14 protein-coding genes are annotated in these 19,917 nt (G+C 68.1%); 4 read left to right on the top strand and 10 right to left on the bottom strand.

Features of this window, described 5'->3' with window-relative positions:
- Complete coding sequence (locus tag LGN17_RS09765) at window positions 1-1,074, bottom strand: alkene reductase (protein WP_226196463.1); 1,074 nt, start codon at window positions 1,072-1,074, stop codon at window positions 1-3.
- Window positions 1,075-1,272: 198 nt separating this feature from the next.
- On the opposite strand from LGN17_RS09765, the gene LGN17_RS09760 reads away from it, so the two are divergent.
- Window positions 1,273-2,148: a LysR family transcriptional regulator gene (locus tag LGN17_RS09760; RefSeq protein ID WP_226196249.1), complete on the top strand. Its 876-nt coding sequence runs from the start codon at window positions 1,273-1,275 to the stop codon at window positions 2,146-2,148.
- Between the two features lie 30 nt (window positions 2,149-2,178).
- Here the strand turns inward: LGN17_RS09760 and LGN17_RS09755 are convergent, their stop codons facing one another.
- From LGN17_RS09755 to LGN17_RS09730, 6 genes are all read right to left on the bottom strand, one after another.
- Complete coding sequence (locus LGN17_RS09755; protein WP_226196247.1) at window positions 2,179-2,577, bottom strand: lysozyme inhibitor LprI family protein; 399 nt, start codon at window positions 2,575-2,577, stop codon at window positions 2,179-2,181.
- 21 nt (window positions 2,578-2,598) lie between these two features.
- On the bottom strand, window positions 2,599-3,270 hold the full coding sequence (locus LGN17_RS09750; protein ID WP_226196246.1) for a lytic transglycosylase domain-containing protein: 672 nt from the start codon (window positions 3,268-3,270) through the stop codon (window positions 2,599-2,601).
- A gap of 219 nt (window positions 3,271-3,489) precedes the next feature.
- Window positions 3,490-4,266, bottom strand: a complete 777-nt coding sequence (locus LGN17_RS09745) for an ABC transporter permease (RefSeq protein ID WP_226196244.1) — start codon at window positions 4,264-4,266, stop codon at window positions 3,490-3,492.
- Window positions 4,263-5,201 carry an ABC transporter ATP-binding protein gene (locus LGN17_RS09740; protein WP_226196242.1) on the bottom strand — a complete coding sequence of 313 codons (939 nt, stop codon included), beginning with the start codon at window positions 5,199-5,201 and terminating at the stop codon, window positions 4,263-4,265. The genes LGN17_RS09745 and LGN17_RS09740 overlap by 4 nt, the downstream gene beginning before the upstream one ends.
- On the bottom strand, window positions 5,198-6,376 hold the full coding sequence (locus LGN17_RS09735) for an ABC transporter permease (protein WP_226196240.1): 1,179 nt from the start codon (window positions 6,374-6,376) through the stop codon (window positions 5,198-5,200). Before LGN17_RS09735 ends, LGN17_RS09740 begins: the two co-directional genes overlap by 4 nt.
- Window positions 6,373-7,296, bottom strand: coding sequence for an ABC transporter substrate-binding protein (locus tag LGN17_RS09730; protein ID WP_175954673.1), 924 nt, complete (start codon window positions 7,294-7,296; stop codon window positions 6,373-6,375). Before LGN17_RS09730 ends, LGN17_RS09735 begins: the two co-directional genes overlap by 4 nt.
- A 164-nt stretch (window positions 7,297-7,460) precedes the next feature.
- On the opposite strand from LGN17_RS09730, the gene LGN17_RS09725 reads away from it, so the two are divergent.
- The gene (locus LGN17_RS09725; protein ID WP_226196238.1) at window positions 7,461-8,390 is read left to right on the top strand and encodes a 2-hydroxyacid dehydrogenase; all 930 of its coding nucleotides are present in this window, start codon (window positions 7,461-7,463) and stop codon (window positions 8,388-8,390) included.
- Between the two features lie 18 nt (window positions 8,391-8,408).
- Here the strand turns inward: LGN17_RS09725 and LGN17_RS09720 are convergent, their stop codons facing one another.
- Together LGN17_RS09720 and LGN17_RS09715 are read right to left on the bottom strand one after the other, a co-directional pair.
- Window positions 8,409-8,777, bottom strand: a complete 369-nt coding sequence (locus tag LGN17_RS09720; RefSeq protein WP_226196236.1) for an NUDIX domain-containing protein — start codon at window positions 8,775-8,777, stop codon at window positions 8,409-8,411.
- A gap of 131 nt (window positions 8,778-8,908) precedes the next feature.
- The gene (locus LGN17_RS09715) at window positions 8,909-10,876 is read right to left on the bottom strand and encodes a Xaa-Pro dipeptidyl-peptidase (RefSeq protein ID WP_226196234.1); all 1,968 of its coding nucleotides are present in this window, start codon (window positions 10,874-10,876) and stop codon (window positions 8,909-8,911) included.
- A gap of 592 nt (window positions 10,877-11,468) precedes the next feature.
- Between LGN17_RS09715 and LGN17_RS09710 the strand changes: the two genes are divergently transcribed.
- Window positions 11,469-12,281, top strand: a complete 813-nt coding sequence (locus LGN17_RS09710; protein ID WP_226196231.1) for a hypothetical protein — start codon at window positions 11,469-11,471, stop codon at window positions 12,279-12,281.
- Window positions 12,282-12,320: 39 nt separating this feature from the next.
- On the opposite strand, the gene LGN17_RS09705 is transcribed toward LGN17_RS09710, so the two are convergent.
- Window positions 12,321-13,574: a lipoprotein-releasing ABC transporter permease subunit gene (locus tag LGN17_RS09705; RefSeq protein ID WP_226196228.1), complete on the bottom strand. Its 1,254-nt coding sequence runs from the start codon at window positions 13,572-13,574 to the stop codon at window positions 12,321-12,323.
- Window positions 13,575-13,874: 300 nt separating this feature from the next.
- Between LGN17_RS09705 and LGN17_RS09700 the strand changes: the two genes are divergently transcribed.
- Entirely contained in the window at window positions 13,875-19,883 is a 6,009-nt protein-coding gene (locus LGN17_RS09700) for an MG2 domain-containing protein (protein ID WP_226196226.1), read from the top strand.
- The last annotated feature ends 34 nt before the right edge of the window (window positions 19,884-19,917 follow it).

Here is a 19,917-nt window from a genome sequence, read left to right as displayed (position 1 = left end):
TCAAGCCGCAGCCGCCCCATCCAGCGTCGGATAGTCCAGATACCCGCGCGCATCGCCGCCGAAGAACGTCTCGTGCCGCGCATCGTTCATCGGCGCGCCCGTCTTCAGCCGCGTCACGAAATCCGGATTCGCGAGCACCATCTGGCCGTACGCTTCGAGATCGGCAAGGCCCGACTTCAGGTCGTCGCCGATCGCGTCGCGCGGGCGGCCCGGCCGGTTCAGGATCAGCATGCCGCTCCAGCGCTTGCGCAGGTCGGCCAGCAGCGCTTCATTGCCGTGATACATCACGTGCAGGTAAGCGAGGCCGAGACGGTCGAGTTCGGTCGCCAGATAGCGGTTCAGGTCCGGCCCTTGCTCGCCTTCGTCCACGCCGCCGAGCTTGGCGCCGGGCGACAGGCGGATCGCGGTGCGGTCGGCGCCGATCTCGTCGGCGATCGCCGTCGCGACCTCGATCGCGAAGCGGGCGCGGTTCTCGATCGAGCCGCCATACGCGTCGGTGCGCGTGTTCGTATTCGGCGCGAAGAACTGCTGGACGAGATACCCGTTCGCACCGTGGATCTCGACGCCGTCGGCGCCGGCCTCGATCGCGCGGCGCGCCGCGATGCGGAAGTCCTCGACGGTCGCGCGCACTTCCTCGGTCGTCAACGCGCGCGGCACGGGGACGTCCTGCATGCCCTTTACCGTGAAAATCTGCACGCCCGGTGCGATCGCTGAGGGCGCGACACCCTGCCGGTGATGCGGCGTATTGTCGGGGTGCGACATGCGCCCGACGTGCATCAGCTGGATGAACAGCCGGCTGCCGCGCGCATGCACGGCGTCGCTGATGGTCTTCCAGCCGGCGACGTGCGCGTCGGTATAGATGCCGGGCGTGGTGAGATAGCCCTGCCCGTCGTCGGAAGGCTGCGTGCCTTCGGTGACGATCAGGCCCAGGCTCGCGCGCTGCGCGTAGTATTCGGCGGCCCATTGGCCGGGCGTGCCGTCGACGGCCGCGCGGCTGCGCGTCATCGGCGCCATGACGAGGCGGTTTTGCAGTGTGTAGCGGCCCACGCGGGCCGGGGTAAACAGTTGGCCCACGCGGGCCGGGGTGAACAGTTGGCTCATGATGCGTTGCTCCTCGAAGTTCGGGACGGCGGCATCGGGACGATGCCGGTTCAGGCGCCGGCCGCGCATCGTTGCGCAGGCCTCGCCTCCACGCAGCTATCATCCATTGCTTCCTTTTCGGGATAAACCGGGTAATCTGGATAACATTGATCCATTGGTGGGGCAATGAGCATGGAACTGCTGAACGACATGGCGCTGTTCGTCGAAGTCGTGAAGGCGAAGGGCTTTCGCAGCGCGGCCGAGACGCTGGGGATGCCGAACTCGACGCTGTCGCGGCGTATCAGCGCGCTGGAGAAGGCGATCGGGCTGCGGCTGCTGCATCGCACGACGCGCCGGATCGAGCTGACCGAGGCCGGCCGGCTGTACTTCGAGCGTTGCAAGCGCATCGTCGACGAGGCGCGACTCGCGCACGAGCAGCTCGGCGATCTGCTGGCCGAACCGACGGGCGTGCTGCGCGCATCGTTTCCGGTCGATTTCGCGGTGACCTACCTGGCGCCGCTGATCGTCGAGTTCTCGAATCGTTACCCCAAGCTGACGTTTGATTTCGAGCTGACGTCGCGGCGTGTCGATCTGGTGAGCGAACCGTTCGACGTGGCGATCCGCATGGGCGAATCCGACGATTCCCAACTGATTGCACGGCGGCTGGCTACGCTCGGGAACTACCTGTATGCGTCGCCCGGCTATCTCGCGCGCGAGGGCGAGCCGCACACGCCGGACGACCTGGCGCGGCACGCGTGCCTCGGCCTGGCGAGGGCCGGCACGTGGACGCTGCATGACGGCACGCGCACCGTCGCGGTACCGGTGAGCAGCCGTTTCGCGGTAAACAGCGTCGGCATGCTGCGGCGCCTGGCCACGCTCGACGCGGGCATCATCGTGCTGTCGGAAGAGGTCGTCGCGGATGATCTGGCCGCCGGCCGGTTGCGCCGCGTGATGCCCGCATGGGAGGGCGAGCCGATTCCCGTCTATGCGATGACGGAAACGCGGCTGCTGCCCGCGAAGACGCAGCATTTCATCGAGTTTTTGCGGGAGCGTTTCGCGCACGCGTGACGGGCGGTTGCGCGCGCATCCTTCCGTCGATCACTGCTGCGCAGGTTGCGGCGCGTCCAGCTGCGCTTCCCATTTCTTCAGGATGCGCACGCGTGCCTGGCTGAAATCGATCCAGCAATTCATTCGCGCGTCTTCCGGGAGCATTTGCTGCAGATTGGCGGCTTTCACGTAGTCGCAAGTGTCGTCGGCGAAGCGGGTCCAGCTTGCCTGCGACTTCGCGAGCGCGCTGGCGGCATCGGGGTTGCGCTGATTGAGCTTGCGCTCGAGCGACTGGTACGCGCGCTCGACGGCCTGATCGTTCTGGCCGAGTACGCAAGTCCGCACGTTGCTCATCGTCAGCGCGTGTTTCTCGCAGTCGACGGCGGCGAATGCGGAGGAGTGGCCGATCGCCAGCGCGGCGACGGCAAGGATGCGGGTGGCGTGGCGCATGCGGATCCGGCGTAGAGCGGGCTAGTTGCCGCGGACCGACGTCGGGCTCGACTTTTCGCTGACCGGCATCATGCGGCCCTTCGCATCATTCTCGGGATTCGCGGCTTTCGCGTCGTCGTCGGGTTCGAGCACGAACCGGAACGAATCGACCCGCTGCATCACCTTCGCCGCATACGCGTTCGACCCGCCGTAGCTCTTCAGCCCGGCCTGCACGTTGCCGCCTGCCGCCCTCACATAGCCCGACAGGATGGCCGACCCGGCTTCGACGTTCGCGTTCGGCTCGGTCAGGTCCTTCACGTTGCGCAGCAGGCCGCGGTGCGCGGCCGGCACGACCTGCATCAGCCCGGTCGCGCCATGCTGGCCGCGTGCCTTTTCCTGGAAGCGCGATTCGATCGAGATGATGGCGTAAACGAGTGCGGGAGGCAGCGAATATTTCGTCGCCGTCACGCTCACGATATCGGCGAGCTTCGCGGCCCGTTCCTTCGCGACGCCGAACTTCTTCGTCAGGTAGGACGTGATGCGGCGGTTTGCTTCGTTCGGCTGATCGTTGGCGTCGGCGAGCGGCGCGGATGCGACGGACGGCGCCGATGCAATCGCTTCGGGCGCGGACGCGGGCAGCGCGGGCGCTTGCTGCGCCGATGCCTGTTGCGCGATGCCGAACGAAAGCACGATTAGCGAGAGAAACCGTCGCATGGTGAAGTGCGGGGAAATGAGAGGCGCATAGTATATCGGCCAATCTCCAAGGGTTGTCGAACGCCGGCTCGAATGAAAGCGACATGTAGGCTTGTTTCGGTGCGCAACGAATCGATAGGGCGATCGTTGCGCGGACACGCATCGTAGTCCGGATAAACGCCGCACAATCTCGCGCTGACGTTTTTTAACACACGCATAAAGCGTGCTGCGCCGCGAACCTTACGCGCGTCGCGCGGCCGCCATCCGTGCAATCGCGCCGATCGCATCGCTGACGAGCACCGCGAGCAGCCCGACGATTACGCCGCCCTGCAGCACGAATGCGGTATTCGACGTCTGCAACCCCGCGATGATCACGTCGCCGAGCCCGCGCGCGGCGACTGTCGAGCCGATCGTCGCGGTGCCGAGATTGATCACGACCGCGAGCCGGACCCCGTTGACGATCACCGGAAATGCGAGCGGCAGCTCGACCGATACCAGTTGCTGCCAGCCGCTCATCCCCATTCCGCGCGCGGCGTCGACGACGTCGCGCGGCACGTCCTCGAGCCCCGCGATCGTGCTTTCGAACACGGGCAGGAGGCCATACAGCACGAGCGCAATCAGCACGGGCTTCAATCCGAAGCCGACGGCCGGCACCGCGAGCGCGAGCACCGCGACCGGCGGGAACGTCTGGCCGATGTCGACGACGCTGCGCGCGACCGGCAGGAAATCCGCGCCCCACGGCCGCGTGACCGCGATGCCGGCCGCGACCGCGACGATCGTGCCGATCAGGCTGGACAGCGCGACCGTGCCGAGATGCGCGAGCGTGAGGTCGAGCAGGCTCGCGCGATCGTAGATGACCGGCGCGCCGTTGTCCGCGAACGGTGCGAACAGCCCTTGCAGCCATGCAGGGTGCAACAGCAGCACGAGCAGCAGTGCGAGCGCGGCCGCGCGGGCCGCATAGGCCGGCAGCCGCCGGGGCAGCGCCGCACGCGCAGGCCGCACGCCGTGCGTCGTCATGCGGGCTTCCTCGCGTGCGCGCGGATCGCATCGAGCGTGATGCGGCGCGTGTTGTTGCCGTCGCCATCTCCGACCGGCAGCACATCGACACCGCGCCACAGCAGCTCGGACACCGCATCGCGCAGCGTGCGTGTCGCGGCGATCGGTTCGCCGTCGGCATGACCGGGTTCGGCCACCGCGTCGATCGGTGTCAGCGCGAGCAGGCGCAGCGGCCGGTCGACGCCCGCGACGAGCTGCTCGACGACGCCGGCCGCCGGCTTGCCGAGAATCTCGGCCGGCGAAGCGACCTGCAAGAGCCGGCCGGCATCCATCACCGCGATCGTGTCGCCGAGCTTCAGCGCTTCCTCGATATCGTGCGTGACGATCACGACCGTGATGCCGAGGCGGCGCTGCAGCGCGAACAGGTCGTCCTGCGCCTTGTTGCGGATGATCGGATCGAGCGCGCCGAACGGCTCGTCCATCAGCAGCATCGCGGGCTCGGCCGCGAGCGCGCGCGCCACGCCGACGCGTTGTTGCTGGCCGCCCGACAGTTCGTGCGGCAGCTTGTCCGCGAACTCGGCCGGCGCGAGATGGAACAGGTCCAGTAATTCGTTCACGCGCGCATCGATGCGATCGGCCGGCCAGCCGAGCAGGCGCGGCACGGTCGCGATGTTGCGCGCGACGCTCCAGTGCGGAAACAGTCCGTGCCCCTGGATCGCATAGCCGATGCCGCGGCGAAGCTGTTCGGGCGCAACGGTGGCCGTATCGACACCGTCGATGCGGATCGTGCCGCTGGTAGGCGCGATCAGCCGGTTGATCATGCGCAGCAGCGTCGACTTGCCGCTGCCCGATGCGCCGACGAGCGCGGTGATCGTGCCGCGCTTCATCGTCAGCGATACGTCGTCGACGGCGACGATGTCGCCGAAGCGTTTGCCCGCGCGTTCGATCTCGATCATCCTGCACGCCCCTTCGCGAGCGTGGTCGCGGCTTCGAACATGACGGCCGCCACCAGCGCGAGCGCGATCGTCGGGATCGCGCCCAGCAGCACGAGATCGGCGGCCGATTGCCCGATCCCCTGGAAAATGAAGGTGCCGAATCCGCCGCCCCCGATCAGCGCGGCGACCGCGGTCAGCCCGATGTTCTGCACGAGCACGATGCGCACGCCGCTCAGGATCACCGGCAGCGCGAGCGCGAGATCGATGCGCAGCAACCGCTGCGCGCGCGTCATGCCCATCGCGCGCGCCGCTTCAGTGACGTGCGGCGGCACCTGGCCGAGCCCGACCACGACGCTCGACGCAATCGGCAGCAGCGAGTACAGGAACAGCGCGAGCACGGCCGGCGCGACGCCGATGCCGCGGATGCCAAGCGCGGCCGCGAGCGGCACGTGCGCGGCGAGCAAACCGAGCGGCGCCATCATCAGCCCGTACATCGCGATGCTGGGGATCGTCTGTACGACATTGAGCACGGGCATCGCGACGGTACGCACCGCCGCGATGCGCGCGCAGGCGATGCCGAGCGGCACGCCCGCGACGAGCGCGGCGGCCACCGAGCCGCCCGCGAGCGACACGTGCCGGAGCGCCTCGCGCCAGAAATCGTCGCTGCGCACCGCGTATTCGCGCATCACCGAGAGGCCGTCCCACCAGCCGCTCGCGAGCGGCACCGAAATCGCCGCTATCGCGACGACGAGCGCGGCGAGACGCCGCCACGGGCCGAATGCGAGCCGTGCGAGTGCGTCGGCGACGAGCACGGCCCACGCGAACAGCAGCAGCCAGACGCCGGAGGAGGGCGACACGCGGGCGAGCGTGTCGTCGGGTGCGACGACGTGCGTCGCGGCCGCACCGACCGCGTAAGCGAGCGTGGCGAGCCACGCGCAGCCGGCCACGAGCCGCCAGGCGGGGCGGCTTGCCGTCATCGCCCACAGCGCGCCGGCGATCCACAGCGCGGCGAGTGCGGCGCCCTGTACGGCGGGCAGCGCGGCGAACACCGACAGGTCGGCGCCGGCCGCGATCCGGTTCGGCCGCAGCACCGCGAACGGCAGGCCGAGCACGGCGACGATCGTCAGTACGCCGATCAGGATGCCGACCTTGTCGGGTGTCACGCGCCGCGCGGACGCCGCCGCGCGATCCGTCATTTAACGAAGCCCTTCGATTTCAGATAGCTTTTCGCGACGCCGGCCGCCGGCTCGCCGTTGATCTGGATGCGCGCGTTCAGCGACTGCAGCGTCTTCAGGTCGAGGCTCGCGAACACGGGCTTCAGGTAGTCGGCGATCTGCGGATGGGCTTTCAGCACGGCTTCGCGGATCACGGGCGTCGGCGCATAGACGGGCTGCACGTGCTTGTCGTCGTCGAGCACCGCGAGGCCGCTTGATGCGATGCCGCCGTCGGTGCCGTAGACCATCGCGGCGTTCACGCCGTCGGTCTGGTTCGCGGCGGCCTTGATCGTCGCGGCCGTGTCGCCGCCGGACAGCACGACGAGCTGCTCGGGCTTCAGCTTGAAGCCGTACGCCTTCTCGAATGAAGGCAACGCGGACGCGCTGTTCACGAATTCGGCCGACGCGGCGAGTTTCAGTTTGCCGCCGCCCGCGACCCACTTGCCGAAATCGGAGAAGGTCTTCAGGTGCTGCGACTGAGCGACCGGCGCGAGCACGGCGACGCCCCATGTGTTGTTCGCGGGCGCCGGTGCGAGCCACACGAGATGGTTCGCCGCGTAGTCGAGCTTCTTCGCGGTGTCGTAGCCCTGGCTTGCGTTCTTCCACACGGGATCGTCGGCCTTGTTGAAGAAGAACGCGGCGTTGCCCGTGTATTCGGGGTAGATGTCGATCTCGCCGCTCGTGAGCGCCTTGCGCACGATCGGCGTCGTGCCGAGCGCGATCTTTTCGGTGACCGGAATGCCGTGGGCCTTCAGCACCTGCGCAATGAGGTTGCCGAGCAGGTTGCCTTCGGTATCGATCTTCGACGACACCACGACGGGCGTGTCGGCGTGTGCGCCGGGCGCGACGAGCGCGGCGGCGAATGCGAGGCCCAGGATCCGGGCGGGCAGGGCGAGCTTCATGAGCCAATCTCCAGGACGGGGGCGTACGCCGAAAGTTACTTGACTGAGCCGGCTTTGGCAAACCGTGCGCGGCGGCGTGCCCACAGCCCGCGTGGGGATAACCCGCATCCGTCACGCGGGCTTGTTACACTGAAATCCATTCCCGCCTGCGGACACTTCCTGCCATGAAGCCCGAGCTGCTGGTCCTCATCGCATTGCGCGGCGACGCGCATCGCGAGATCGCCGCGTCGTTCGACGTGCGCTATGCCCCGACTGCCGAAGAACGCGAACGCGCGATCGCCGAATACGGCGGCACGATACGCGCGGTGCTGACCAACGGCAGCACGGGGCTCACCGCCGCCGAGATCGATCGTCTTCCGCAACTCACGTTCGTCAGCGCGCTCGGCGCCGGCTACGAGCATATCGACGTTGCGCATGCGAAGGCGCGCGGCGTCACGGTCGTGACGGGCGCCGGCACCAACGACGATTGCGTCGCCGATCACGCGTTCGCGCTGCTGCTCGCGGCGGTGCGTGGCGTCGTGCGGCTCGATGCGAAAACCCGCGCGGGCGTGTGGCGCGAAGGGCTGCCGATGCCGCCGAACGTATCGGGCAAGAAGCTCGGCATCGTCGGGCTCGGCAAGATCGGCGAGAAGTGCGCGCGCCGCGCGGCCGGCTTCGATATCGAGATCGGTTATCACAACCGGTCGGAGAAGAACGTTCCCTACCGCTATTTCGACCGCGTCGACGCGCTCGCGCAGTGGGCCGATTACCTGATCGTCGCGACGCCGGGCGGCGCGGGCACGCGGCACCTGATCGATCGTGCGGTGCTCGATGCACTCGGCCCCGGCGGGTTCGTCGTCAACGTGTCGCGCGGCAGCGTTGTCGATACCGCTGCTTTGGCGGAAGCGTTGCGCGAAGGGCGCATCGCGGGCGCGGGGCTCGACGTGTACGAAGGCGAACCGGAGCCGCCGCGTGCGCTGACGGATCTCGACAGCGTCGTGTTGACGCCGCACATGGGCGGCTGGTCGCCCGAGGCGCTCGATCGGTCGGTGCGGCAGTTCATCGACAACGCGGCGCGGCACTTTTCAGGGCAGCCGGTGTTGACGCCGCTTTGAGCGTGGGGCGGGCGCGGTTCAGGCCGCCTGCGCGCAGAATTCCCAATAGAACGCCGGCAGGTTCGCCGGCTTGTCGGCATCGAGGTCGATCCAGCCGAACTGACGGTGCTCGTCGCTCAGGACGATTTCATGACGATCGACCTCGCACTGGAAGCACACGATGAGCACGCGCTTGCCCGGCACGACTTCGCACGAACGGCTCGCGACGTAGCGGATCGCCGATGCGACGATTCCGCATTCCTCCCATACTTCGCGCGTGATGGTTTCTTCGAGCGATTCGCCCGCTTCGGGCCAGCCGCCCGGCAACTCCCATTCGTCGCGCGGATTGCGCAGGAACAGGACGGAGCGACCGTCGCGGACGATCGCCTTGGCGCTGATCGGGATCATGTGCGTTTTCCGTTGGCATTCGACTTTCGCAGCCTATCGCACACGTTACCTTCTTGCAGCGAACCCCCGCCGGCGCCGACCGGCGCGCAGGCGGGGGACGCTGTGCCGTTACACCGGCAGCCGGCGTGGGGCTACGCGCCCGTGAGCGAAGCCAGCGGCACCGTCACCGACGTACCGGCCGGGTCAAGCGTCAGCCCGGTGCCCGGCGTCGGCCGCAGCGTGGCCTCGTTGTCGCTGGACAGCACGACGAGCCCCAGCCGGTGGCCGGCTTCCAGCTTGTAGTCACGCGGCATGAACGTCAGCTTCAGGTCGTACGGCATCCCGGGCAGCACGGGCTCCGAGCGCCACTCGGACCACCGGTTGCGCGGGTCGGTCCACGCACGCGTGACGATCGTGGCCGTGCCGTCCGGCGCACGATCGACCAGCAGGGCCGTCACGTTGGCTACCGCCGTGAAGATCAGCCTCACGCGTGCGGTCGCGGCGCCGGACAGGCGTGTCGCGGCCGTGAGCGGCGCGGTTTCGAAACGGCTGCGGTTCTCGCCCGTCGGCGCGTTCGCCAGCGTGAGCGCGGTGATGCGCGCATCGTCGGTGAAACGGGCGAGCGGGCCGCCGGTCGGCAGTCGCAGCAGCGTGCCCGTGCCCGCGCCGTCGCCGCCCGCGAAATACGTGACCGGCGTGGCGTGGCGTGCGGCCCAGTCCGCTTCCTTCAGCAGCGTGCCGTCCGCCTGCTCGATCACCGCGCGCGGATCGCGTTCGACGCCGTTGTCGAAACCGATCAGGTAGCGCGTAAACCAGCGGTTCACTTCGGCGGTCCACGCATCGGCCATCGCCGGCACGCGGGTCGGGTCGGTGTGCTTCAGGCGATGCAGCCACAGCTGCGTCGGTACGCCCTGGCGCCGCATCGCGAGATGCCACGACGTCGACTGATCGACGCGCACGTTGTCGTCGGTCAGCCCCTGCGCGACGAGCGCCGGCGCGACCGCGTATGCGGTGGGAATGTCGCGCGCGGCCCAGAACGGCGAATAGTCGCCGGTCTTGCGGTCTTCCTGCTGCAATGCTTCGTCGATCAGGTGCGTGCAGCGCTCCGGATGCGCGTTCGTCAGCAGCGCCTTGATGTACACATCGACGTCCTCGCCCTGATAGCCTTCCGGCGCGCGCACGAGCCCGCCCGAGCGGTAGTAGCCGTACATGTTCGTCAGCCCGGCGACCGGCACGATCGCGTCGAGCCCGCGCGTGCGCAGGCTCGCGACCATCTTCGGCAGCGTGCCGTCGTACGACACGCCGTACATGCCGACGTGGCCCGTCGACCAGTTCGCGACGACCGTCTTGCCGTTCGCGTCCTTCGCGGTCGCGTCGCGGCCGAGCCAGCGGATCACCGATGCCATCGCGACCGATTCGTCGCGCGTGAGGATCGTCGGGCAACCGTCCGAGCCGGCGGTGCCGAGCGAATCCGCGTAGACGATCGTGAAGCCGCGTGGGATGAAGTAGCTCTCGATCCACGAGCGCCCGGCGGCGGCCGCTTCGACCTGCTGCTGCAGCCGCACCTGCGGCGCGGCGGCCATGATGCGCGCGGACGTCGATGCGGCCGCGGCGGCCGATGCGTTGGCGGTGGGGTGCGGCGTGCCGTCGAGTTCGACGTCGACGTTGTGGTCGGGGCTGTCGGCGAGGCCCGCGTAGTACGGGCTGGCGAGCACGATGACGGGCGTGCGCGCGCCGTTCGCGGTTTCGCTCGGGCGCACGATGCGCACGTGGATGCGGTCGCGCGTGCCGTCGCCGTCGGAATCGACCGGCGTGTCGACCCACGCGTTCTCCTCGATCGTGCCGCCCGACAGCGACGGCTGCACCTGGCCGTTCGCGATCACGGGCCGGTAGCGGCCGCTGCTGGCCGGATTGGCGTACGGCACGCCGGACGGCGAAATGCGTGATGCCAGCGACTGCTTGTCGGCCGCCGAGGCGGCGGCCCCCTCCTGTTGGCCCTGCGCGAGCGCGGAGACGCCCGCCACGCTACCGCCGTCGTCGCCGCCGCATGCGGCGAGCGTCGCGGCTGCAACGAGTGCGGGAAGCCACGCGCGACGCAATCCGGTTCGATGAATGTCCATTGTCGACCTCTTGTTGTGATTGTCCGGAACCGGACGGCCCGCGATATGCCCCCTGCGGCCCGGCCGGGTGCTGCATCGGATGAAACGGAACGGCACCTTCGAAAGCGCCGGGCGCGATGCCCGGGTGTCACGGCCGGCGTCGACGCGCGTCACGCATCGCACAAACCGGCGGGTGTCGGGGCGACGGCATCGCCCCGAACGGAAAGCGTCAGCGCGGCGGCTGGTTCGTGCCGCACGGTCGATGCGAGGCAGGCGGTACGAAATGAACGCAGGAGTGCGAATCAAATGCGGGCATACCCGATCTTCCTTCAGGTTTCAGATGAAACGGAACGGCACGATGCGATGCGGCGGGGATGTTGCGAACGGCGGTGCTGCAACGGCAGGAAAGCGCGACGCGAGTCGGCGGGGCTGGCCGGAATGCTTTCCGGAAGCTTGCGCAAAACTTATCTCAGTGAAATCTCGGTGTCAAACTTTTTTAGTTTGAGTCAAACAAAGTTTCCAGGCGCGCCGGGCGATCGCCATGCGATCGGTCTAAATTTCCGGGAAATCTGTCCGTAAACGGTAAAAAACAGATTGAAAGGAGAGAGAGGGCATGACGATTTCAGTCACGGCAGCGAGCGGCCTTTCGCTCGTGCAGATGGCGCAGGATGCGACGCTCGACGGGCGCCCACAGACGGACGCGACCACCGGGAAACCGCCGGACACGCCGATGACCATCCGGGCGCTCGATCAGGAAGCGATGCAGGCGGCGCGCATGAAGCAGATGTCGATGCTGGGCGACCTGTCGACGAAGCTGCGCGGCGTCACCAGCCAGCTCGCGACGAGCATGCACGAGATCATCGCGAAGCGCCCGGACCTGGCCGACGCGCAGTTCGACTTCAAGACCGACGACGGCCGGATCAAGGTCGTGTCGAAGACGATGACGGACAGTGACCGCGCGTGGGTGGAGTCGACGCTGAACGCGAACGCGGGCCTCGTGCTCGCGACGCGCGAGTTTCACCAGCAGGCCGTCGACTTTGCCGGGCAGGGCGCGGCCGCCGTGGGCGAGACGTTCACGGACGACGATCGCAAGGTGGCCAGCCAGCGCGCCGACGCGGACTTCCTCTTCATGAAGGAGATCAACGCGTCCGTCGCGCGCAACCAGAAGTTCGAAGAGGTCAGTGGGCATTTCACCACGCAGGACGGCACGCCGCTGAAGTTCGACCCGTCGGCCGGCAGCGCGCGCGGCACGCTTGCGCTGCTGGATACCGACCGTCAGTTGTCGTCGGGCGCGGCGATCTTCGTCGACGACTCGGGGCAGAAGACCGACGGCAGGCGCGCGGGCCTGATCGACGTCGGCTTCGGGGCCGCGTTCGAGGACATCCTGAACGGCCGCAACAGCATCGGTTTGCACGAGATCGCATGACGACGCGCCCCGCAGCGCCGGGCACCGGCCGCTGCGCGCCTATTCGTCGCGCAACGCCTCGGCCGGCCGCACCCGCGCGGCGCGCCAGCTCGGGTAGAGCGTCGCGACGCACGACATCAGGAACGCGGCCGCGGCGATCTCGATCACGTCGGTCGCCGCGAGCTTCGACGGCAGCGAACTGAGGAAGTACACGGACGGCGTCAGGAAGCGGATGCCGAGCAACTGCTCGATCGCCGGCAGCACCCACGGGATGCTCACCGCGATCGCGCAGCCTAGCGCGACACCCGCGAGCGTGCCGGCGAGGCCGATCGTCATCCCCTGGATCGCGAAGATCTTCATGATCGACCCGGGCGGCGCGCCGAGCGTGCGCAGGATCGCGATGTCGCCCTGCTTCTGCGTGACGGTCATCACGAGCGACGACACGAGGTTGAACGCGGCGACCGCGACGATCAGCATCAGGATCAGCGACAGCATGCGTTTTTGCAGCCGCTCGGCTTCGAACCACGTGCGGTTCTGCCGCGTCCAGTCGCGGATATAGAGGTCGCCCGACAGCGTGCGCGACAGCGCCAGCGCGATCTCCGGCGCGCGCTGCAGATCGTCGAGGCGCAGCCGGATGCCGGTCGGTGCGCGCACGTTGAACAGCGTCTGCGCGTCGCGGAGATGGATGTACGCGAGCGCGCTGTCGTACTGGTAGTGGCCCGACTCGAACGTGCCGACCACGTTGAACTGCCGGAACCGCGGCAGCGCGTCGCCGATGCGCGCGGTGTTGCCGGGCGCGAAGAACGTGATGCGGTCGCCGATCTTCACGTGCAGCGCGTCGGCCAGCGCCGAGCCGAGCACGATGCCCATCTCGCCCGGCACGAGTGCGTCGAGCCGCCCGGTCTTCAGCTTGCGCGCGATCTCGGACACGCGTGGCTCCAGCACCGGATCGATGCCGCGCAGCGCGACGCCCGTCACGCTGCCCGCGTTCGTCAGCAGGGCCTGCGCGTCGACATAGGGCGCAACGGCGCGCACCGTTGGATTCTGCAGCGATTCGTGCGCGGTGAGCCGCCAGTCGGGCATCGCGCCGGTCGGCGAGAAGATTTCCACATGCGCGAGCACCGACAGCATCCGGTCGCGCACTTCGGTGCGGAAGCCGTTCATCACCGACAAGACGACGATCAGTGCGGCGACGCCGAGCGCGATGCCGGCCATCGCGGCGCCCGCGATGAACGACACGAAGCCGTCGCCGGCCGAGCGCCGGCCGCCGCGCGCATAGCGCAGCCCGATCTGCCATTCGAACGGGAGTTTCAAGCGGTTTCCTTTCATTTTGATTCGAATCATGCCGGGTCGCGCATTTTAGCGAAGGCGGCGCGAGCGCGTGCAGCGGTCGGCCGGCGAGCCGAAATCCGCCCGACCGGCCGGTCATTCGGCCGCGTTGCGCGCCGGCACGGCGATGTTTCCATCGTTTCGGGTCTGATCGATAATGGCGCCCAGCATCCGGTCGAACATACCAAGCAATTACGGCGCAACCGGGCCGCGCCGTCACAAGACCCATAACAATTCGGGGAAGGTTGCCGCATCAGGCAGCATGTCCTTGACAAGGAAATAACAATGGATTTGCTGCGCTTCCTGTTGCTCCTGCCGATTCGCGTGGCGGGCTTCGTCTGGTGGCTGCTCGGCTGCGCGCTGCGGCCGCTGGTCGGCGACGTGTCGTGGACGGCGCCCGCGTGGATGGGCATCACCGCCGCGGCCGTGCGCCGCCGCCCGTGGCATGCCGGCGGCCTCGTGCTGCTCGCGGCCGCGCTCGGCTACGGCGGGTACTGGCTCAAGCATCGCCCGAAGCCGCCCGAGCCCGAAACCGTCAGCTTCACCGTGAAGGCGCCGGCGATCACCACCTACGAGGTGGACGACACCGACAAGCCGAAGATCACCGTGCATCCGCTCGAAGTCGTGTTCGCGCAATCGGCGGCGCCGATCGAACGGGTCGGCAAGCCGGCCGGCGACGGCATCGAGATGACGCCCGCGCTGAAGGGCGCATGGGAGTGGGTCGACGACAAGACGCTGCGCTTCACGCCGGCGGCCGACTGGCCGGTCGGCGCGCACGTCGAGGTGCGTTTCGCGGTGCACCGGGTGTTCGCGCCGCAGGTGACGATGCACGACGACCGTTTCGCATTCGACCTGCCGGCGTTCGCCGCAACGGTCGGCAACAATGAGTTCTACCAGAACCCCGACAATCCGGCGGAGAAGCAGGCGCTGCTGCAGCTGCGCTTCAACTACCCGGTCGATCCGGCCGAGTTCGAGAAGCGCATCGGCCTCGTGCTGGTCGGCCGTGACGGCAAGAATTCGACGCCGCTGCGCTATACGGTCAACTACGACAAGATGAAGACGAGCGCGTGGGTCTACTCGCAGCCGCTCGAGATTCCGCGCGATCCGCTGGTGGCACGGCTCGACGTCGACAAGGGCGTGAAGAGCGCGCGCGGCGGCAACGGCACGCCTGACGTGCTGCATGCTTCGGTCGACGTGCCGGGGCTCTACAGCCTGTCGATCGACAACATCGCGCCGACGCTCGTCGACAACGAGCGCTACGAACCCGAGCAGGTACTCGTCGCGGAAGCGTCGGACGGCGTGCGCAGCGCCGACCTGGCCGCGCGCGCCAAGGCGTGGGTGCTGCCGAAGCGCAAGCCGGGCGTCGATCAGGCGGACGACGATCCGCCGTACGAATGGAACGTGGCCGACATCAGCGATGCGGTGCTGAAGCAGTCGAAGCCGCTGCCGCTCGACGCGGTGCCGACCGAGAACGACTACGCCACGCTGCAAAGCTTCAAGTATCACGCGACGCCGGGCGATCGCATCGTCGTGCGTTTCGCGGGCGACCTGAAATCGGCGGGCGGCTACCTGCTCGCCGAGCCGGTGACGACCGCGTTCACGGTGCCCGACTATCCGAAGCTGCTGCGCTTCATGGCCGACGGTTCGCTGCTGTCGATGAGCGGCAGCAAGCGGCTGTCGGTCGTGTCGCGCAACCTGCCGGGGATGAAGGTCGAGATCGGCCGCGTGCTGCCCGACCAGCTCCAGCATCTCGTGAGCTTCAACAACGGCACGTACGCGCGGCCCGAGCTGTCGTATTCGTTCAGTGAGGATCACATCGTCGAGCGCTTCGTGCAGACGCGTGCGTTCCCGGCGGGCGACCCCGGCAAGGCGCATTACGAAGGCATCGATCTCGGCCAGTACCTGAAAGGCGGCAAGCGCGGCGTGTTCCTGCTGCACCTGACGAAGTACGATCCGGCGGCCGAGAAGAAGAAAGCCGACGATGCGAAGGACAGCGATGCATCGTCCGGCGACGGCAGCCAGGATTCGTCCGACAGCGCCGATTCGGGCGACAGCAACGACAACGGCAACGGCGACGACAGCGACAACGCGCTCGGCGACACGCGCCTGATCGTCGTGACCGATCTCGGGATGCTGGTCAAGAAGGCGCTGGACGGCAGCCAGGACGTGTTCGTCCAGTCGATCCGCAACGGCCGCCCGGTTGCGGGCGCAACCGTGTCGGTGCTCGCGGTGAACGGCCAGGCGCTGTTCACGCAGACGACCGGCGCCGACGGCATCGTGCATTTCCCCGCGTTCAAGGGGCTCGACCGCGAGAAGCGGCCGCAGCTGTATGTCGTGAAGAAGGATACCGACCTGTCGTTCCTGCCGGTGGCCGGCCGCGATCGCCAGCTCGACTTCTCGCGTTTCGACGTCGACGGCGAGCGCAATGCGACGGGCCAGGGGCAACTGTCCGCGTACCTGTTCTCGGATCGCGGCCTGTATCGGCCCGGCGATCCGTTCCACATCGGCCTGATCGTGCGTGCGGCGAGCTGGGCGCGCAGCCCGGCCGGCGTGCCGCTGCAGGCGGAGATCGTCGATCCGCGCGGGATCACCGTCGAGCGCAAGCCGGTGACGGTCGATGCGACGGGTTTCACCGAGCTCGGCTATACGACGGCCGAAACGGCGCCGACCGGCACGTGGACGGTCAACCTCTACATCGTCAAGGACGGCCAGCCGGGTGCCGAGCCGATCGGCAGCACGACGGTGCAGGTGAAGGAGTTCCTGCCCGACCGGATGAAGGTCGACGCGAAGCTGTCGCAGCAGGTCGTCGAAGGATGGGTGAAGCCGAAGGGGCTGAAGGGGATCGTCGATGCGCAGAACCTGTTCGGCACGCCGGCGGAGAAGCGCCGCGTCGCGGCGACGCTGACGTTGCGCCCGGTATGGCCGTCGTTCCGCAGCTGGCAGGGCTATCGCTTCTTCGATGCCCGCCGCGCGAAGGAGGGCTATACGACGACGCTGCAGGACGGCGCGACCGACGACAAGGGCCATGCCGAGTTCGATCTCGATCTCGACAAGTACGCGGACGCGACCTACCAGCTCTACTTCCAGGCGAAGGCCTATGAAGCGGAAGGCGGCCGCAGCGTCGCCGCGAATGCGCAGACGCTTGTCTCGAACAACGACTGGCTCGTCGGCTACAAGTCGGTCGACGATCTCGGCTACGTGAAGCGTGGCAGCCCGCGCACGGTGCGGCTCGTCGCGATCGATCCGAACGCGAAGGCGATCGACGTGAAGGACCTGCGCGCGCAGCTCGTCGAGGAGCGCTACGTGTCGGTGCTGACCAAGCAGGATTCCGGCGCGTACAAATACGATTCGCGGCTCAAGGAAGTGCCGGTCGACGAGAAACCGCTGACGATTCCGGCGGGCGGGCTCGACTTCACGCTGCGCACCGACAAGCCGGGCAGCTATGCGCTCGTGATCCGCGACGCGGCCGGCGCGGCGGTGAACCGGATCGAGTATTCGGTCACGGGCGATGCGAACGTCACGCGTTCGCTCGACCGCAACGCGGAGCTGCAGGTGACCCTCGCGAAGCACGACTACAAGCCGGGCGAGCAGGTCGAGATCGCGATCCGCGCGCCTTACGCGGGCAGCGGCCTGATCACGATCGAGCGCGACAAGGTGTATGCGCACGCGTGGTTCCATGCGGACACGACGAGCTCGATCCAGCACATCACGGTGCCGGCTGGCTTCGAGGGCAACGGCTACATCAACGTGCAATACATCCGCGATCCGTCGTCCGATGAAATCTTCATGAGCCCGCTGAGCTACGGCGTCGTGCCGTTCTCCGTGAACCTCGATGCGCGCCGCAACGCGGTGTCGGTCGATGCGCCCGCGCTCGTGAAGCCCGGCGACACGGTGAATTTCACCGTGCATTCGGCGAAGCCCGCGAAGGTCGTCGTGTTCGCTGTCGACGAGGGCATCCTGCAGGTCGCGCGCTACAAGCTCGGCGATCCGCTGAAGTTCTTCTTCCGCAAGCGGATGCTCGAAGTCGGCACGTCGCAGATCCTCGACCTGATCCTGCCGGACTTCGAGAAGCTGATGGCGATGGCCGCGCCCGGCGGCGACGCCGACGATGCGATCGGCCGCCAGCTGAACCCGTTCAAGCGCAAGCGCGACAAACCGGTCGTCTACTGGTCGGGGATCGTCGACGTGAACGGCGACACGCGCCTGAGCTACACCGTGCCCGACTATTTCAACGGCAAGCTGCGCGTGATGGCGGTATCGGTGTCGCCGGACCTGGTCGGCACGTTCGAAGGCGCGACGACGGTGCGCGGCGATTTCGTGCTGTCGCCGAACGTGCCGACGACGCTCGCGCCGGGCGACGAGGCCGACGTCAGCGTCGGCGTCGCGAACAACCTGACGGGCGCCGGCAACCAGCCGGTGCCGGTCGCGGTCACGCTGAAGACAGGCCCGCAGTTGCAGGTGATCGGGCCGGTCACGCAGAACGTCGCGCTCGCGCCGCAGCACGAGGGTGTCGCAATGTTCCGCGTGAAGGCGACCGATACGCTCGGCTCGGGTTCGCTGTCGTTCGGCGCGCGCTATGGCGCGAAGGGCGCGCAGCAGCGTGTCGACGTATCGGTGCGGCCGGCCGCCGCGTTCCGCACGCAGCTCGACATCGCGCGCCTCGATCCGGGCAAGAAGGCAAGCGTGCCGAACCTGCGGCCGATGTACGACGCGTATGCATCGCGCGACGCGAGCATTTCGACCGCGCCGCTCGTGCTGTCCGAAGGCTTGTCGTCGTATCTCGTCAACTTCGAGCACTACTGCAGCGAGCAATTGGTGAGCGCGGCCGTGCCGCGCGTGTTCGCGGCGAAGTGGCTGTCGGTGCGCGCGCTGACGAGCGCGATGCATGCGACCGACGCCGGCGCCGACGCGACGAACGCGGCGGCGATCACGCAGTTCCTCGGCGTGCTGCGCAGCCGGCAGAACGCGCAGGGCGGGTTCGGCCTGTGGAGCGCGACGCCCGACGCCGATCCGTTCGTGTCCGCGTACGCGATGCACGTGCTGCTCGACGCGCGCGAGCGTGGCATCGCGGTGCCGAAGGACATGCTCGACGCGGGGAACGCGTATCTGCAGAAGCTTGCAGCGAACGATTCGCTGGGCTCGCCCGACCTGCTGCGGCAGCGCGCGTACGCGGTGTATCTGCTGACGCGCCAGGGCAACGTGACGACCAACAGCCTCGCGGCCGTGCAGAAGCGGCTGCAGGATGCGTACCCGAACGACTGGAAGAACGATCTCGCGGCTGCGTGGCTCGCCGCGTCGTACCAGCTGCTGAAGCAGGACAAGGAGGCCGCGGCGCTGATCGCGGGCCCGCAAGCGCTGCTCGAGCGCAAGCGCGCCTCCGACGGCGGCTACGTGACCGGCTACTACCTCGATCCGCTGACGCGCGACGCGAGCGTGCTGTACCTGATCGCGAAGCACTTCCCGGACCGCGTGCGCAAGCTGTCGCCGCGCGCGATGGACAACCTCGCCGCGCCGCTCGTCGACAACCGCTACAACACGCTGTCGTCGGCGATGACGATCCTCGCGCTCGATGCGTACGCGGCATCGAGCGCGGGCCAGCTCGACCAGCTCTCGATCGACGAGGTCCGCGCGGGCGCCGCGCCGAAAGACGTGTCGTTGATCCAGGCGAACCTCGTGCGCTCGGGCACGTGGTCGGCCGGTGCGTCGCGCGTCGATTTCGTGAACGGCAGCACGCTGCCCGCGTGGTGGATCGCGAGCCAGTCGGGCTACGACCGCGGCACGTCGACGAAGGCGATCAAGAACGGGCTGGAGATCGTGCGCGACTACACCGGCACGGACGGCAAGCCGCTCGACAAGATCACGGTCGGCCAGGAGATCGATGTGCACCTGAAGATCCGCGCGACGGGCAACGCGAGCGTCGGCAACGTCGCGATCGTCGACCTGTTGCCGGGCGGCTTCGATCCGGTGATCGCGCCGCCGCCCGTCACCGACGCACCGGATGGCGACAGCAGTGGCGATGGCGGCGCGTCGGCGCCGGTGGCCGACGCACCGTGGCGTTCGCCGATCGGCGTGAAGGGTTCCACGTGGCAGCCGCAGTTCGCGGACGTGCGCGAGGATCGCGTGGTGATCTACGGCACCGCGACGACCGACGTGCGCGAGTTCGTCTACCGGATCAAGGCGAGCAACGCGGGCCGCTTCGTCGCGCCGCCGGCATACGGCGAGTCGATGTACGACCGACGCTTGCAGGCACAGGCGCCCGGCGGTACGACGCTGACGGTGGAGCGCGTGCGATGACGACGAGGCTTCAATGTCGTTACCGGCCGCGCCG

Source organism: Burkholderia sp. AU30280 (assembly GCF_020420125.1).
Lineage (GTDB): Bacteria > Pseudomonadota > Gammaproteobacteria > Burkholderiales > Burkholderiaceae > Burkholderia.
The sequence above is the reverse complement of the archived record's forward strand: the minus strand, read 5'-3'. Positions and strand labels throughout refer to the sequence as shown.